Below are 14656 nucleotides of genomic sequence, written 5' to 3'. Positions count from 1 at the left end.
GGCCTGGACGGCGACGAGCAGGCCGACCTGAGCGTGCACGGCGGCTTGAGCAAGGCCGTCTATGCCTACCCCCAGGAGCACTACGCTTTCTGGCAGACGGTGCGCGGCCAGGCCAAGGTGGAAGGCGCGCTGCAGCCGGGGGATTGCGGCGAGAACCTGACGTTGACGGGCCTGCTGGAAAGCAGGGTCTGGATCGGCGATGTGCTGAGCTTCCCGGACTGCGAGCTCGTCGTGTCCGAGCCGCGCTACCCCTGCTTCAAGTTCAACGCGCACATGGGCTTCAACCAGGCCGCCAAGCTGATGGCGCAGAGCGGCTACTGCGGCTTCTATCTTGCCGTGAAGCGCGAGGGATCGATTGCGGCCGGCCAGGCCTTCGAGTTGATAGCAGGGCCACGCGAGGTCGGCATCGTCGAACTCTTCAAGGCAAAAATGAAGAAGAAGGGCTAATGCGGCGCCGGCTGCTGTTGGCCGTGGCAGGGTTGGCGCCCGTTGCCGCCTATGCCGGCCCGGTGCTGCAGGTCGGACCCAGGCGCGCCGTCAAGTCGCTGGCCGCCGCGGCCCGCCAAGCGCGTGACGGCATGCTCGTCGAGGTCGATGCGGGCGAGTACGTGGCCGATGTCGCCACTTGGCCCCAGCACGGGCTGACGCTGCGTGCCGTCGGCGGCCGCGTGAAGCTGGTCGCGGCCGGCGCCCACGCGCAGGGCAAGGGCCTGTTCGTGACGACCGGCCGGCGCCAGCGCATCGAAGGCTTCGATTTCACCGGCGCCGCGGTGCCCGATCGCAACGGCGCCGGCATCCGCGTCGAGGCCGGCTCGCTGACGCTGTTGGACTGCACCTTCAGCGACAACGAGAACGGCGTGCTGACCGCCAACGATGAGGCCATCGAGCTCGACATCGTCGACTGCGACTTCGGCCCCATCCTGCCGCGTGAGGGCAAGACGCACAACCTCTACGTCGGCGCCATCAAGCGCCTGGCCGTGACCGGCAGCTACTTCCACCACGGCCTGCACGGCCATCTGCTGAAGAGCCGCGCGGCCCTCAACCACATCCTCTACAACCGCCTGTCCGACGAGATCGGTGGCCGCGCGAGCTATGAGCTGGAGTTCCCCAATGGCGGCGTTGCCGTCGTCATGGGCAACCTCATCATGCAGAGCTCGATGACGGAGAACCCGCACGTCATTTCCTTCGGCGTCGAGGGTGCGAAATGGGAAAAGCAGGCCCTCTACCTCGTCAACAACACGCTGGTGGACCAACTGCCCAGCGGCGGCATCTGGTTGCGCGTGACGCCGCCGCAGGCCGAGGTCGTGCTGGCCAACAACCTGCTCGTCGGCGGCCCCCAGCTCGCGGCCGAGGGGCATTGGACGCGGCGCGCCAACTTCCACGCCGACTGGGATGAGTTCGTGCGCGCGGCGCGCGACGACTACCGGCTCAAGCCCGATTCGTCACTGCGCGGCAAGGCTGCCGACGCGGGCGAGGGGGGCGGCTTGAAGCTCGCGCCTTCGCGCGAGTACCGCCACTCTCACACCAGCCAGGCCCTCAACGGGCCGGCGCGCCACCCCGGCGCTTTCCAGTCCTGAGGGCGTTGAAGCCGGCCATCAGGTCATTGGCGTCGTCGCAGCTCGGTACCGGCACGCCGCCATATCGGCGGCGTATGGGTCAGGCGCGCTTCAGCACCGGGTAGTCCGTGTAGCCCTCGGCACCGCCGCCGTAGAAAGTCTCCTTCTGCGGCGCGGCCCAGGGCAGGTCGCCGCGGATGCGCTCGACGAGGTCGGGGTTGGCGATGAAGGGCCGGCCGATGGCCACCGCGTCCGCCTTGCCGCTGGCGACGGCGTCCAGGGCCATGGTGCGGTCGTAGCCGTTGTTGGCGATATAGGGGCCGTTGAAGCGGCGGCGCAGCTCGGCGTAATCGAAGGGCGCGACGTCGCGTGCGCCGCCGGTGGCGCCTTCCACCACCTCCAGGAAGGCCAGCTTCAGCGGCGCGAGCTGGTTGGCCACGTAGTTGAAGAGAGCCTGCGGATTGCTGTCCTGGCCGATGTCGTTGCTCGGCGTGACCGGGCTCAGGCGCAGCGCCGTGCGGCCGGCGCCGATGGTGCCGGCCACCGCCGTCATGACCTCGATCAGCAGGCGGGYGCGGTTCTCGATGGAGCCGCCGTATTCGTCGTTGCGGTCGTTGGCGCTGTCGCGCAGGAACTGGTCGAGCAGATAGCCATTGGCGCTGTGGATCTCGACGCCGTCGAAGCCGGCGGCGATGGCGTTCTTGGCCGCCTGCACATAGTCGGCGATCAACTGCGGGATCTCATGCGTGGCCAGGGCTCGCGGCGCGTCGGTGGGCACCAGTTCGCCATAGGCCGCATAGGTCTTGGTCTTGGCGGCGCGGTTGGTGGACGACACCGGCTGCTGGCCGCCAGGCTGCAGGCTGTTCACCGAGATGCGGCCCACATGCCAGAGCTGCACGACGATCTTGCCGCCTTCGGCATGCACCGCGTCCGTCACCTGCTTCCAGGCGGCGATCTGCTCGGGCGTGTGGATGCCCGGCGTGTCGAAATAGCCCTGGCCATCGGGGCGGATCTGGGTCGCCTCGGTGATCAGCAGGCCGGCGCCGGCGCGCTGGCGGTAGTACTCGACGTGGAGGTCGTGCGGGGTCTGGCGGGTGGCGCGGTTGCGCGTCAGCGGCGCCATGACGACGCGGTTTGCAAGCTGGATGTCGCCGAAGCGGATGGGGTCGAAAAGGGTAGGCATGGCGGTGAAATAGGGCCGGTAAGGATGGTTGCAAGTCTGGCCGGGGCCAACTTTCCCCGTCCCGGTGGGGTTGATGGCGGATGTGTTAGCGACAATCGCGCCATGCTCGCCTACCGCCACGCCTTCCATGCCGGCAACCATGCCGACGTCCTCAAGCACCTCGTGCTGACGCGCGTGCTGCGCTACATGGCTGAGAAAGACAAGCCCTACACGCTGATCGACACCCATGCAGGCGCCGGTGGCTACTCGGTCGAAGGCCGCTATGCGCAGAAGAAGGGTGAGTACGCCGAAGGCGTCGTCAAGCTCTACGACCGCAAGGACCTGCCCGCACCGCTGGCCGACTACCTCGACCTGGTGCGCGCCTTCAACCCCGGCGGCCAGCTGCGCCAGTACCCGGGCTCGCCGGCCATCGCCAACATGCTGATGCGCGAGACCGACCGGCTGCGCGTCTACGAGCTGCACTCGACCGACCACCGCATCCTGGCCAGCTACCTCGACGGCCGCGCGCAGACGCAGGTGCGCGACACCGACGGCTTTGCCGCCATCAAGGCCGAGCTGCCCTCGCCCACCCGCCGCGCCGCGTTGCTGATGGACCCGTCCTACGAGATCAAGAGCGACTACGGCAAGGTGCTTTCGGCGTTGCGCGAGGCGCTGGAGCGGGCCGCCGACACGGTCATCATGATCTGGTACCCGCAGCTGCAGCTGCTCGAATCGAGCCAGCTCGCGGCGCGCCTGAAGGGCAGCGCCGACGCCGCCGCCAAGAAGGGTTGGCTGCATGTGCGGCTGACCGTGGCCGAACCCRCCGACCGCCCGGACGGCAAAGGCCTGGGCATGCTGGGCAGCGGCATGTTCATCGCCAACCCGCCGTTCACGCTGCACGACGAACTGGCCGAATGCCTGCCGGTGCTCGTCGAGCGACTGGGCCAGTACGACGGCGCGAACTACGTGCTGGAACAGAAAGTGGCATGAGCGCCGCGCCGGGCCGCCCCAAGCAAGCTCGCTCCCGCCTGGCGGGACAGGCCGTAGGCCGAAGGGTGCACCAATGACGACGGAGTCCAAGCCCGTCACGATGGAGCAGATCGCCGCTCTGGCCGGCGTCTCCACGATCACGGTTTCGCGCGCGCTGCGCGACAGCCCCTCGGTCACGCCGGCCACGCGCGAGCGCATCAAGACGCTGGCGGAAGCCGCCGGCTACCGCTTCAACCACCATGCGCGCAACCTGCGGCTGCGCCGCAGCCACATGGTCGCCGTCATGCTGGAGATGCAGCCCGACACCGACCGTCCCATGACCGACGCCTACCCGCTGCAGCTGCTCGGCGGCATCACCCAGGAGCTGACCTCGCGCGGCTACAGCGTGCTGCTGTCGGCCCTGCAAAGCCCCGGCCAGGGCATGGCGGCGTCCGCCGACGGCCTCATCCTGCTGGGCCAGGGCGCCAACGGCTCGGCGGTGAAGTCGGCTGCGGCGATGGGCCTGCCGATGGTGGTGTGGGGAGCCGAGCATGGCCGCGGCGACTCGGTCGTGGTCGGCGGCGACAACGCCCATGGCGGCGCTTGTGCGGCCGAGCGCCTCATCACACTGCAGCGGCGCGAGCTGCTCTTCCTCGGTGACGTGCGCCATGCCGAGATCCGCGACCGCCAGCAGGGCTTCGCCAAGGCGCTGAAGAAGGCCGGCCTCAAGACCCAGACGTTGACGCCGGCGGCCTTCACCTTCGGCGCCGGCTTCACGGCCGTGCAGGCCCATCTCGCCAACCTGGGTCGAGGCGGCAAGGCGCCCGACGGTCTGTTCGCCGCCAGCGACCTGCTCGCCATGGGCGCTGTGCGCGCCTTCACCGACGCCGGCCTGGCTGTGCCTGATGCGGTCTCGGTGATCGGCTATGACGACTCGCCCGCCGCCCAGAGCTTTGCGCCGCCGCTGACCAGCGTGCGCCAGGACTGGCATCACGGCGGCGTGCTGCTGGCGCGCAAGGTGCTGGACCTGATCGGCGGCCAGGCCGCCGCCAGCGAGATCATGCCGACCGAACTGGTCGTTCGCAGTACTTAGTCCAGCACGACCTCGGTCCGGATGATGCCAGCCCGCTCAGCGCTGGCCGACAAACGCCAGCCGCGTCCCGACCGGTGCCCGCACCAGTTGGCTTGACCGGCTCGCCCTAGGGGTACGTCTGGTAGCCAAAGCTCGCTAATGTCCGACAGCACCACTACCGGTGCTGAATGGAGCTTCAAATGAACAAAATACTCGCGGCCTGCGGTGTCATGTTTGCTGCGTTAACGTGCAGAGCAGACGTCCAGGTAAGCGCCTCATTGAGCAATTTCCACTTCACACTGGTCGACCTCAATCCTGGCGACGGTATTGCGCCGTATATAACTTTGGCTGGCGGCCAGCTGGTCGGAAAGCTTTGGGCAACTACGCCCACTGGCATGACGGACCAGCTTACCGCGAGCACTCAAGCGCCCTTGGCAAGCTTTTCAAGGAACTTGATCAGCGAAGGTCAAACTGGGGAATTCCGGATCGATACAAGCAGTCTAGCCAGCCTCAGTTTTGAAAGCCACGTGTCGTCTTCCCTTGGCGCCAGCGGAGGTGCATATTCTCCTAACGAGACAGGTGCGAACGCGTTGGCGTACTCGATATTCACGCTGTCGCCTAACACGAAACTAGAAATTACGGCGGATGCCAAACTCCAAGCGAACTCCGGAGTTGCCGGCGTCCAGACCTTTCACAACACGGTTCTCGCCACCGCATACATCAACGTCTCGACCCTGATAAATTTTCCTGTGGCAGATGTCTTGCAAAAGTCAATAGATGAGGAAGGCGGCTCCTTTTCCTTTTCCGAAGCTAGGACGCTCTCGGTGACGTTTGTAAACGGGTGGTCGCGCGAGGAGACCATTTACACAACCATGTTTGCGAACGCTGAACAGCAAGCGGCGCCAGTTCCTGAACCCGGCACAACGTCAATGCTTTTTTGTGGCGCTTGCCTGATGGGCTTGCTGGTGATTCGGCAACGGCAGTGAGCTCGGCGCGCCCCCAAGTTGCTGCTTCATTGGCCGTTGCGGTGCCGAGCTCGCCGGCATTTCAGAACTGAGCGGAGGACACGTTCTCCGCGCTCGGCAAGCGCACTGGCCGCCGCATGTAGCGTTGATGCGAAGGTCTCAGGGATGCGACTTCTCGTCAATCCAGCACCACCTCCGTCCTCACCACCCCGGCCCGCTCCGCACTCGCCGAAAGCGCCAGCCGCGTCCCCACCGGCGCGCGCACCACCCACTCCGCCACTGCGCGGTCGCCCGTGGGCTGCTTGTTGAACAGGAAGGCCAACTGGCTCTGCTTGGGCGCGTGGCCTTCGAGCTGCGGGCCTTCCATGCGCTCCTTGCCGTTGACGAGGCTGATGGCCGGGTCGCCGCTGGGCATGTGGATCTCGAACATGACGCCGCGCACCGCCTTGCGCTCCAGCGCCCGCTGCGTCACATAGGCCGGCAGATAGCCGGCGTTGGCCACGGCCATGCGCACCCGCCACATGTCGGGGCCCAGCGCCCGCACCTCGGTGCGGATCAGCTCCAGCTTGGGCAGGCTCATGGCGATCTGCGTCATCCAGGCCGGAAAGCGCGCCGCCYCGCGCTCGCGCAGGGCCGGCGGCGGGTTGCGCCAGTAGTTCATCTTGTCCCAGCCGCCGATCTCCACGGAACCCAGCTGCGGATGCTGGAAGGGCGTCCATTCGACATGGGCCTTGCCGCCGCATTGCTCGTCGCTCCACTTCAGCAGCTTGACGTCGTCCTCCACCGGATGCTGTCGGTACCAGTCGATGAACTTCTTGACCTCGAGGCCGGCCTCCTTGCTTGGCGACCACAGCTCGACGACCCAGAACAGCGCGCCCAGGTGCTCGTAGACCCAGTCCTGGGTGCCGGTGATGACGTCCTTGGGGTGGTAGCGGAAATCCTCGTAGATGCTGACGGCGGGGTAGCCCGTGTGCTTCTCGCCCAGGGCCGAGAAGTTCTGGAACAACCACAGGTCCTCGGGCGTCATGTCGTTGTCGCTGCGGGTGCCGCAGGGGCGCAGGATGACGCCGCTGTGGGTGTGATAGCTGATGGCCGCGCCGATGTTGGGATGCTGGGTGATGAAGTCCACCATGGCCCGCACCTCGGGCTCGCTGGTCGGGTAGGGGCCGGCACCGAGCTGTTGGAACTCCTGGCGCCATTCGCCGGGGAAGTTGCGGTTCAGGTCCAGGCCTTCGCGGTCGGCGTTGACCTTGACCGTCAGCCCGTCGTGGTTCTTGATGAAGCCCTCGGGGATGAGGCGGTAGTACTCGCCGCCCTGCTCGCCGGGCTCGCGCGCCACCATCAGCCGCGGGTCGCCAGCGTGCTTCTTGTAGCCACCGTGCGGATCGGGCACGCGCATGGTCAGGATGCGGCCGTCGCCATCGACGTCCTCGATGGTCAGGCCGTCGACGGCTTCCTCGGTGTAGGGATAGGGCCGGGTCGAGCTGCGGATGTGGCGCGGCCGGTCGGCCAGGGCCAGCTCGGCGCCATCGGGGTTCAGGCGCGGCACGATGTAGAGGGTGCGCGTGTCCAGCAGGCGGTTGATCTGCTGGGCCTCGGCCGACGTGCCGCCGTGCTCCTTCAGCAGGTGGTGCACGTAGTACAGGCAGGTCGTCGACGCGGTCAGCTCGGCCGCGTGGATATTGCCGTCGATCCACATCGCCGGCTTGTCGATGTCCATGCCGCTGGCCAGGTTCGTGACGACGATGACCCAGATGTCGCGGCCCTCGTAGCTCTTGCCGATCGAGCGCACCGACACCAGGTTGGGGCGGGCTTCGGCGTAGGCGAACAGCAGGGCCGTCAGCTCGTCGTAGCGGTAGAAGTGGTCGAAGCGCGGGTTGGGCAGCGGCAGGGGCATGGCAGCGGTCTGGGAGGGTGACCCCAAGAACTAGGGGCATCTGGAGTGGCGCGGATTGTCTGACTCGACATGACCTGTTCCCCCAGGGTTTGCCCGGGCGACAGCGCTTACTGGCCCTTGAAGAGGGCCTGGAACTGGCGCGACACGGGCAGCTTCTCGTCGCGGCCGCGCAGCGTGACGACCATGCTGCCCTCGTCGATGCGGATGGCGCGCGCGATGCAGCGGCTGTTGACCAGCACGCTGCGGTGGATCTGCCAGAACTGCTCCGGGTCGAGCTGGGTCAGCAGCTCGCGCAGCGGCGTGCGGATCAGCGCGTCGCCGCCGTGGTGGACGACGCGGGTATAGCGGGCATCGGCTTCGAAGTAGACGATCTCGTCGGGCGGTATCAGCTGCACCTCGCGGCCGACGCTGGCCTGGATGGGCCGCGGTGCCGGCTTGTGCGGCACGAGACCAGCCAGCAGGCGCTGCAGGGCCGCCGTGTCGGGCGCCGGCTGGGCGATGCGGGCACGCAGGCGGGCGAGGGTCTGGGCCAGGCGCATGTCGTCCACGGGCTTGAGCACATAGTCCACCGCGCCGGCATCGAAGGCCGCCAGGGCCTGGTCGTCGAAGGCGGTCACGAAGACGATCAGCGGCGGTGCGGCCAGCGCCGACAGGCGGCGCGCCACCTCCAGACCGGTCAGGCCGGGCATGCGAATGTCGAGGAAGGCGATGGCCGGCTCATGGGCCAGGCAGTCGTCCCAGGCCTCGGCGCCATTCATGCTGGCAGCGACGATGTCCAGCTCGGGCCAGAGGCGGGTGAGCGCCGCGCGCAGCTGCTCGCGCGGGGCTTCCTCGTCGTCGGCGATCAGGGCGGTCGTGGAGTTCATAGGGTCAGGGTGGCGACGCAGCCGGGATGGGCATCGGCCAAGGTCAATGTGGCGGTGGGGAAGGCGGCAGCCAGGCGGCGGCGCGTGTTGGACAGGCCGATGCTCTCGGTCCAGCCGGGCGCGAGGCCGGGGCCGTCGTCGCTGATGGTCAGCACAAGGCGGCCGGCCTCCTGGCGTGCAGCGATCTCCAGGTGGCCGCCGCGCAGCTGCGGCTCGATGCCGTGGGCGATGGCGTTCTCCACCAGGGTCAGCACGATGCCGGGTGGAAGTTCAGCGTCCAGGTGGGCTGGCACGTCGATGCTGAAGGCCAGCCGCGCGCCCAGCCGCGCCTGCATGATGGTCAGGTAGCGGCGCACCATCTCGACCTCGTCGGCCAGCGGTTGCAGCTCGCGTTCGAACATCGGCAGCGTGGCGCGCAGATAGGCCGTGAAGTCACGCAGCAAGGGTGCGGCGCGGGCGTCGCCGGTGTCCACCCAATGCTGCAGCGAAGCCAGCGTGTTGAACAGGAAATGAGGCTGGATCTGGGCGGCGGCCAGGCGGGTCTGCAGGCGCAGCGCGGCGTCCTGGTCGGCCAGCTCGCGCAGCCGGGCCTCGATCTGGTCGACGCGGTAGACGGTCAACCCCCACCAGGCCGACAGGATGGCGGTCATCACCACCACGGCCAGCGCGGCGTGATCGACGGCCATCTCGCGCCAGCCCGTCTTGATCAGCACGACGAAGGCCACGGCGACGACCGCTGCAAAACCGTAGCAGGCCATGTTGAGGCGGCGCCGGCTAGGGTTGCGCCAGAGCCCGCGCGCCACAGCCATTGCGACGGACGTGATGAACAACGACAGGAGCCACGCCACCGGTCGTGTGCCCTTGGACATCTGATGCGAGAACGCGGCCAGCAGCAGCACCACGTTCACGAAGACGTACTGGTCAATGCCCGACGGCCAGGGCTGCGAGCCGGCGCGGGCCAGCTCCTCGGGCTTGAAGACGCGGCGCGAACCGGGGTAGAACCATTGGACGTAGTCGTCGAGGCGAGGCATGGCTGCAGTCTAGGAGGCGGCGTGCCCCGCCTGCCGCAGTGGGCGGGCGAACGGCGGACTGGGGCGCTTGAATGGCACAGTCGACCGATCGGTCGGGAAAAGTGCAGAATGCCCGCATGCCTTCCTGGACCTCCCTTGAATTGCAGCGCCGCGACGACGGCGTGGCCCTGCTGACGATGAACCGGCCGGCCGTGTTCAATGCCTTCGATGAGACGCTGATCGCCGAGCTCGACGCGGCTTTTGCGCTGCTCGGCGACGACGCCGGCGTGCGCGTCGTCGTGCTGGCTGGCTCGGGCAAACATTTCAGCGCCGGCGCGGACCTGCAGTGGATGCAGCGCGCGGCCGCGGCGTCGCAGGACGACAACCTCGCCGATGCCCGCCGCTTCTCCGCCATGCTGGCGCGTATTGCCGAGACCCCGAAGCCGACCATCGCCCGAGTGCAGGGTGCGGCACTCGGCGGCGGCGTCGGCCTCGTCTGTGCCTGTGACATGGCGGTCGCGTCCGACGCCGCGAGCTTCGCGGTCAGCGAGGCCCGCATGGGCATCCTGCCCGCGGTCATCGGCCCGCATCTTGTCAATGCCGTCGGCCTGCGCGAGGCGCGGCGGCTGGCGCTGATGGCCTGCCGCATCGGCGCCGACGAGGCGCTGCGCGTTGGCCTTGTGCAGCGCGTCGTGCCGGCAGAAGGCCTGGACACCGCCGTCGATGCCCTCGTGGCCGACCTGCTCGCCTGCGGCCCGCAGGCGCAGGCCGAGATCAAGCAGCTCTATGCACGCCTGGCGCCCGGCCCGGTCACGGCCGAGGTGCGCGAGCTGACCGCTCAAACCATTGCCCGTGTGCGCACGACAGCCGAGGCCCGTGAAGGCTTTGCAGCCTTCCTCGGCAAACGCAAGCCCAACTGGACTGCCCCCGAATGACCTTGAACAACTCGCGCATCCTCGTCGTCGGCGCTGGCCTGATGGGCGCCGGCATTGCCCAGGTGGCCGCCCAGGCCGGCCATGAAGTGGCGCTCTTCGACGCCCGCCCCGGTGCCGCCGAGGCCGCCAAGAGCAAGCTCTCGGCCATGCTGGACGGCCTGGTCACCAAGGGCAGGCTGACGGCCGATGCCGCGCAGGCGGCGCTGGCGCGCATCACACCGGTCGAGGCCTTGGCACCGGCCGATCTCGTCATCGAGGCMATCGTCGAGAACCTCGACGTCAAGCGCGCGCTGTTTGCTGAACTGGAAGCGCTGCTGCCGCCCGAGGCCGTCATCGCCWCCAACACCTCGTCCATCTCGGTGACGGCGCTGGCGCGCGGCATGCAAAAGCCCGAGCGCCTTGTCGGCATGCACTTCTTCAACCCGGTGCCGTTGATGAAGCTGGTCGAAGTCGTGTCCGGCCTGGGCACGTCGCCCGAGGTCGCGCAGGCTGTCTTCGACCTCGCCGGCCGCTGGGGCAAGACGGCGGTGCACACGCGCTCCACGCCCGGCTTCATCGTCAACCGCATCGCCCGGCCGTACTACGCCGAGACGCTGATGCTGCTGCAGGACCGCGCTGCGGCGCCCGAGCTCATCGACGCGGTCCTCCGAGCCGCGGGCTTCCGCATGGGGCCCTGCGAGCTGATGGACCTGATCGGCCATGACACCAACTTCGCCGTGACCAACTCGGTCTTCGCGGCCAACTTCTTTGATCGCCGCTTCACGCCGTCGCTGGTGCAGCAGGAGTTGGTCGACGCCGGCTTCTTCGGCCGCAAGAGCGGGCGGGGCTTTTACCGCTACCCCGAGGGCGCGCCGGCCCTGCCGGCCGTCAGCATTGCGCCGCCGCGGGCGGCCCGTCTCGTTGTGCATGGCCGTGGCGCCCTGGCTGAGCGCTTCGTGGCCAATCTGCCCGAGGCTGTGCGTGAATTGGACAGCGACTGGGTCGGCCTGGCCGTCGACGGCCGCCAGCTGCGCCTGACCGACGGCCGGCGCGCCCGCGACTTCGGCCCGGGCACGGCCATCTTCGATCTGCCACTGGCGCCGACCGGCGACATCGCTTATGCCGGCGACACTCAGACCGCTGAATGGCTGACCCGCCTGGGCCTGGTGCCGCGCGCCGTGGCTGACCTGCCAGGCCTGGTCGTCGCGCGCACCATCGCCATGCTGATCAACGAGGCGGCGGATGCCGTCGCCCAGGGCGTCTGCGACGAGGCCGGCGCGGATGCGGCGATGAAGCTCGGCGTCAACTATCCGGCCGGGCCCTTCGAATGGCTGGCCTTCTGGGGCTCGGCACCGGTCGCCGCGCTGCTGAACCGACTCGATCACCACTATCGCGGCGAGCGTTATCGCGTGAGCCCCTATCTCAAATGAATCAAGCCTTCATCTGCGACGCGATTCGCACGCCCTTCGGCCGCTATGGCGGCGCGCTGTCCTCCATTCGCACCGATGACCTCGGGGCGCTGCCGATCAAGGCGCTGATGGCGCGCAATGCGAATGTCGACTGGGCTCAAGTGGCCGATGTCATCTACGGCTGTGCCAACCAGGCTGGCGAGGACAACCGCAACGTCGCCCGCATGGCCGCGCTGCTGGCTGGCCTGCCGGTGGATGTGCCTGGCAGCACGGTCAACCGCCTGTGCGGCTCGGGCCTGGACGCCATCGGCACCGCCGCGCGCGCCATCCGCGCCGGCGAGGCCGGGCTGATGATCGCCGGCGGCGTCGAGAGCATGAGCCGCGCGCCCTTTGTTAGCCCCAAGGCCGAGAGCGCCTTCAGCCGCGCCAACGCCGTCTACGACACGACCATCGGCTGGCGCTTCATCAACAAGCAGATGAAGGCGCAGTACGGCGTCGACGCCATGCCCGAGACGGCGGAGAACGTGGCCGCCGATTTCGGCATCGAGCGCGAGGCCCAGGACCGCATGGCGCTGGCCTCGCAGATGAAAGCCATCGCAGCGCAGAAGCGCGGCTTCTTCGAGCGGGAGATCGTGCCGGTGGACGTGCCGCAGAAGAAGGGCGACCCGCTGCGCGTGGTGCTGGACGAGCACCCGCGCGAGACCAGCATCGAAGCGCTGGCCAAGCTCAAGGGCGTGGTCAAGCCCGACGGATCGGTGACGGCTGGGAATGCGAGCGGCGTCAACGACGGTGCCTGCGCGCTGTTGCTGGCCAGCGAGGCGGAAGCCGCACGCCATGGGCTCAAGCCCCGCGCACGCGTCGTCGGCATGGCGACGGCCGGCGTCGCGCCGCGCATCATGGGCATAGGCCCGGCGCCGGCGACGCGCAAGGTCATGGCGCTGACGGGCCTGACGCTGGCTCAGATGGACGTCATCGAGCTGAACGAGGCCTTCGCGGCGCAAGGCCTGGCCGTGCTGCGCGACCTGGGCCTGACGGACGACGATGCACGCGTGAACCCCAACGGCGGCGCCATCGCGCTGGGCCATCCGCTCGGTGCCAGCGGCGCACGCCTGGTGACGACGGCAATCAACCAGCTCGAGCTGACGGGCGGCCGCTATGCGCTGTGCACGATGTGCATTGGCGTCGGGCAGGGCATCGCGCTCATCGTCGAGCGCGTCTGATGACCTTGCGGGACGGACCTTGGCGCGCAGCGCCACGCTCTGTCCCCAACTGATCAGGACTACTCGAAAAAGAGTCGGCTGATGCCCTTGAAGCTGACGAGATTGCCCGGGTTGCTGGTCTCGTTGAGCACGCCGCTCATGCGCCTGAGCAGGCGCGGGCTCTTCTTCGCGCGCCAGATCAGCAGGTCGGCCAGCCAGGGGTGGGCGTTGACGCGGTTGGCGCGCTCGTAGAGGTCGAACTTGGGCTTGAGGGCCGTCAACGCGGCCTCGTAGGTGGCGCGGGCCGCCGCATCGTCGGTGTGCGCCAGGATGGCGTCGGCCGCCAGCATGCCGGTCTCCATGGCCTTGCCAATGCCCTCGCCGGTGAAGGAGTAGGTGCTTCCGGCGGCCTCGCCGGTGACGAGCAGGCCGGGGCGCGCCCAGGTGGCGCCGGTCAGCGTGCAGCGCAGCGGTGCGCCCTTGAGCTCACCGACCAGCTCACCGACCCGCATCAGCTCGGCCGCCGGCGCGTACTTGGCGACAAAGGCATCAAAGATGGCGCGCAGATTGACGTCCTTCTTCTGGCCCTTGCCGCCACCGAGATCCTTGTGGCTGTCCGTCACGCCGACGCCGATGTTGAAGTGGCCATCCGGCGCCGGGAAGATCCAGCCATAGCCGGGCCGCACCGACTTGTCCCAGACGACTTCCAGCGCCTTGATCCTGCCGACCATCTGCGGCGCCTTCACATAACCGCGCAGGGCCACGCCGCTGGGCGTGTGGCGCTCGCACATGCCGGCCGCGGTCAACGCCCTGGGCACGGCACCGGTCGCGAGCACGACCCATCGCGCGGCGACCTCGACGATCTCATCGCCCCGCTTGAGCCGCGCGCCGACGACGCGGCCATCGGTCTCCAACGGCGCCTCGAAGCGTGCTTGCTCGAAGCGTGCGCCCGCCTCCCGGGCGGCGCTCAGCAGCAACGCGTCCAGCTCCTTGCGCGGCAGCACCGCCAGTGAGCCTGGCACGTCAATGCGGCCGCCCCGCGGGCCGATGCAGCCCACATGGGCCACGGCCTGGGCGCGTCGCATGACGTCGTCCAGCAGGCCCAGGCGGGCCAGGGCCTTGTGGGCGTCCGGGATCAGGCCGTCGCCGCAGATCTTGTCGCGGCCGGGCGGGTGCTGGTCGACCAGCAGGACATCCACGCCCGACCGAGCCAGCACCCGTGCGCAGGCGCTGCCAGCGGGGCCGGCGCCGATGATGAGAACGTCGGGATCTGAAGTGATGGCTGTCATGGCGGAGGTCGGGAGTGCGCCTATTTTCGCAGCCGAAATGAAAAAGGCCCGCCGAGGCGGGCCTTGCAGACACCGGCACGGAGCCGGCGCATCACGTCATCAGAAGCTATAGCTGCCGGTCACGTAGACGGTACGCATCAGCGGGCTGGCGTAACGCGGGTCATAGCCGACCTGATGGCCCGAAGAATCACGCAGCGTCAGCGGCGGCGCCTTGTTCAGCAGATTGGTGACGCCCAGACGAAGTTCCAGCGCCTTGCTCCACTTGTACGTGCCCTGGTAATCCAGGGTGAAGTACTCGGGAACGTCGAGCGCGATGGTCGTGTTCTTGCCTGTCGACAGGTCACGAAC

At 68.3% G+C, this 14656-nt stretch carries 14 protein-coding genes; 8 read left to right on the top strand and 6 right to left on the bottom strand.

Translation table 11 applies throughout. The annotated features are described in order from the left end of the window. Together ACXJKR_RS10105 and ACXJKR_RS10100 are read left to right on the top strand one after the other, a co-directional pair. Nucleotides 1-447: MOSC domain-containing protein (locus tag ACXJKR_RS10105; protein WP_457322733.1), on the top strand; the 447-nt coding region annotated here is incomplete at its 5' end. Next, nucleotides 447-1577, top strand: coding sequence for a hypothetical protein (locus ACXJKR_RS10100; protein ID WP_457322732.1), 1131 nt, complete (start codon nucleotides 447-449; stop codon nucleotides 1575-1577). The genes ACXJKR_RS10105 and ACXJKR_RS10100, both read left to right, overlap by 1 nt. A gap of 79 nt (nucleotides 1578-1656) precedes the next feature. On the opposite strand, the gene ACXJKR_RS10095 is transcribed toward ACXJKR_RS10100, so the two are convergent. Further along, nucleotides 1657-2739, bottom strand: coding sequence for an alkene reductase (locus ACXJKR_RS10095; protein WP_457322731.1), 1083 nt, complete (start codon nucleotides 2737-2739; stop codon nucleotides 1657-1659). A 102-nt stretch (nucleotides 2740-2841) separates the two neighbouring features. On the opposite strand from ACXJKR_RS10095, the gene ACXJKR_RS10090 reads away from it, so the two are divergent. From ACXJKR_RS10090 to ACXJKR_RS10080, 3 genes are all read left to right on the top strand, one after another. After that, on the top strand, nucleotides 2842-3708 hold the full coding sequence (locus ACXJKR_RS10090; RefSeq protein WP_457322730.1) for a 23S rRNA (adenine(2030)-N(6))-methyltransferase RlmJ: 867 nt from the start codon (nucleotides 2842-2844) through the stop codon (nucleotides 3706-3708). A 73-nt stretch (nucleotides 3709-3781) separates the two neighbouring features. After that, the gene (locus ACXJKR_RS10085; protein ID WP_056200675.1) at nucleotides 3782-4780 is read left to right on the top strand and encodes a substrate-binding domain-containing protein; all 999 of its coding nucleotides are present in this window, start codon (nucleotides 3782-3784) and stop codon (nucleotides 4778-4780) included. Between the two features lie 179 nt (nucleotides 4781-4959). Beyond that, nucleotides 4960-5745 (top strand): PEP-CTERM sorting domain-containing protein, encoded by a 786-nt coding sequence (locus ACXJKR_RS10080; protein WP_162247825.1) that lies wholly within the window; start codon nucleotides 4960-4962, stop codon nucleotides 5743-5745. A gap of 157 nt (nucleotides 5746-5902) precedes the next feature. Here ACXJKR_RS10080 and ACXJKR_RS10075 read toward each other — a convergent pair whose 3' ends face one another. From ACXJKR_RS10075 to ACXJKR_RS10065, 3 genes are all read right to left on the bottom strand, one after another. Further along, nucleotides 5903-7621 (bottom strand): M14 family metallopeptidase, encoded by a 1719-nt coding sequence (locus ACXJKR_RS10075; protein WP_457322729.1) that lies wholly within the window; start codon nucleotides 7619-7621, stop codon nucleotides 5903-5905. Between the two features lie 107 nt (nucleotides 7622-7728). After that, nucleotides 7729-8487 (bottom strand): LytR/AlgR family response regulator transcription factor, encoded by a 759-nt coding sequence (locus tag ACXJKR_RS10070; RefSeq protein ID WP_457322728.1) that lies wholly within the window; start codon nucleotides 8485-8487, stop codon nucleotides 7729-7731. Next, on the bottom strand, nucleotides 8484-9518 hold the full coding sequence (locus ACXJKR_RS10065) for a sensor histidine kinase (RefSeq protein ID WP_457322727.1): 1035 nt from the start codon (nucleotides 9516-9518) through the stop codon (nucleotides 8484-8486). Before ACXJKR_RS10065 ends, ACXJKR_RS10070 begins: the two co-directional genes overlap by 4 nt. Nucleotides 9519-9634: 116 nt before the next feature. Here ACXJKR_RS10065 and ACXJKR_RS10060 point away from each other — a divergent pair, with 116 nt between their 5' ends. Genes ACXJKR_RS10060 through pcaF form a run of 3 tightly spaced genes read left to right on the top strand, consistent with a single transcriptional unit; the run spans nucleotide 9635 to nucleotide 13040 of the window. Then, a complete protein-coding gene (locus ACXJKR_RS10060; RefSeq protein ID WP_056201315.1) occupies nucleotides 9635-10432 on the top strand; it encodes an enoyl-CoA hydratase-related protein in 798 nt (265 codons plus the stop codon). Next, nucleotides 10429-11841: an FAD-dependent oxidoreductase gene (locus tag ACXJKR_RS10055; RefSeq protein ID WP_457322726.1), complete on the top strand. Its 1413-nt coding sequence runs from the start codon at nucleotides 10429-10431 to the stop codon at nucleotides 11839-11841. The genes ACXJKR_RS10060 and ACXJKR_RS10055 overlap by 4 nt, the downstream gene beginning before the upstream one ends. Further along, nucleotides 11838-13040 (top strand): 3-oxoadipyl-CoA thiolase, encoded by a 1203-nt coding sequence (gene pcaF, locus ACXJKR_RS10050; RefSeq protein ID WP_457322725.1) that lies wholly within the window; start codon nucleotides 11838-11840, stop codon nucleotides 13038-13040. The genes ACXJKR_RS10055 and pcaF overlap by 4 nt, the downstream gene beginning before the upstream one ends. Before the next feature lie 59 nt (nucleotides 13041-13099). Here the strand turns inward: pcaF and ACXJKR_RS10045 are convergent, their stop codons facing one another. Together ACXJKR_RS10045 and ACXJKR_RS10040 are read right to left on the bottom strand one after the other, a co-directional pair. Beyond that, complete coding sequence (locus ACXJKR_RS10045; RefSeq protein WP_457322724.1) at nucleotides 13100-14308, bottom strand: NAD(P)/FAD-dependent oxidoreductase; 1209 nt, start codon at nucleotides 14306-14308, stop codon at nucleotides 13100-13102. Between the two features lie 99 nt (nucleotides 14309-14407). Further along, on the bottom strand, nucleotides 14408-14656 hold a 249-nt coding region (locus ACXJKR_RS10040), incomplete at its 5' end, for a hypothetical protein (RefSeq protein ID WP_457322723.1).

The organism is Roseateles sp. P5_E11, assembly GCF_054049355.1.
This window is presented reverse-complemented; position numbering and strand designations above follow the sequence as displayed.